The organism is Ruminiclostridium hungatei, from assembly GCF_002051585.1.
Classification (GTDB): Bacteria; Bacillota; Clostridia; order Acetivibrionales; family DSM-1351; genus Ruminiclostridium; species Ruminiclostridium hungatei.
In genome coordinates, this window is sequence record NZ_MZGX01000069.1 from 1 (window position 1) to 1404 (window position 1404).

Below are 1404 nucleotides of genomic sequence, written 5' to 3' on the forward strand. Positions count from 1 at the left end.
TCTTTTCAGACATGTTCCTAAGCCTCCTTTGGTAATTGGTTTGTGGTGAATTAATTTTACCAAACGGCTTTGGGCATGTCTATTTTTTACCCCTTATTCAATTTGCGCAATTTATTGTACCTTATCTCCTGTGGGAAAACCTTTAGGAATACTGAGAAAATAAACTAGATGCTTTGATTATAAACACAAAAAAGAGAAGACCTGAAGCTTCTCTTTTTCGTGTTTATATAATAATTTTCCATTTTTATTGTAATTAGGCTTTTAAGTAGTCTTTAAATACCATTTTGCTCGACATGTTATAAAATTTAACACAAAATTCACTTTTTTTCAAATTCTTTCTTTAAGTTTTGTATTTTTTTATCACTTCTTGCATTTCCACCATCTGCCCTATTAATTTGTATACTTCCTGAAGGCAAACCATAATCTTTTTCTATTCTTTTTTCAATAGACCCAATAGATGCTTCCTTTCTTGCGTTTCTATACCTCCTGCCAATCTCATTACGTTCTCCTGACATTAACACTCCCCCTTATACGAATATAATAGTATTTACTAATTATACTAAATATTATAATAAAAGGAAATATTTTATGAAGATTATTGTTTTAATAGGCATATGTATAACATGGTTTGGGGTCCTGCTGGTTTTACAACAGTCTGACAAAATCAGCTTCTGGTATCTACATTTGAAATACAAAAGTAAAATTAATTGAAAGTCAACAATCTATAAATTTTATCATCTAAATTATATTTTAACACTAAAATTTCTCGAATTTCCCATAACTGTCTATAACTTCTCCTTTTGAATAGGACTTAAACTTAATATTAACAAAGCTTATACCGAAGCTTTTCATTTTATGTATAAACAACCTTTCCAAATCATTGCTACATGTTGAAAAGAAAAATTGGTTTATTACCCCATCTTTTTGATACAACTGATATTTTATTATGTCTATAAAGGAAAGCATATTCATATCATCCATACAGCTTGTGATATCATCAACAAAATAAGTTCTAAATTCTGTCTCTTCTCTGCGCTTAAACATATTTGCAAAAAAGAATGAAAGCATAAATACTCCGAATTGCCCTTGACTCAGTGTATTAAGGATATTATTACCATCTTGGTCTGTAACGGTTGCTCCCCCTTCATTTTTTGAACCATCCCTGTTGAATTTTATTTCTTCAATATTGGTATGCTTAATTACTTTTGAAAAAATCTTATATAAATACGGTCCTACTGCTTCTAATTCAAGCTTTTCAATACGAGCCTTCTTAGCTTCTATAGAATCTCTGATTTTTTTAGCCTTTTCTTTAGCTTTCTTCAAGTTACTTATATCTTCATTAGTCTTTTTGTTTTGTTCTTCATCTTTATTAATCTGTAATTGTTTTTCTAGTACCTTCTGGTT

At 29.6% G+C, this 1404-nt stretch carries 1 protein-coding gene and 1 pseudogene; both read right to left on the reverse strand.

Annotated features, from left to right (window positions below):
• Positions 1-317: 317 nt before the first annotated feature.
• Complete coding sequence (locus tag CLHUN_RS21540) at positions 318-515, reverse strand: protein-tyrosine phosphatase family protein (RefSeq protein WP_080066723.1); 198 nt, start codon at positions 513-515, stop codon at positions 318-320.
• 241 nt (positions 516-756) lie between these two features.
• Positions 757-1404 (reverse strand): annotated as a pseudogene (locus CLHUN_RS22280) (hypothetical protein); the annotation flags it as partial.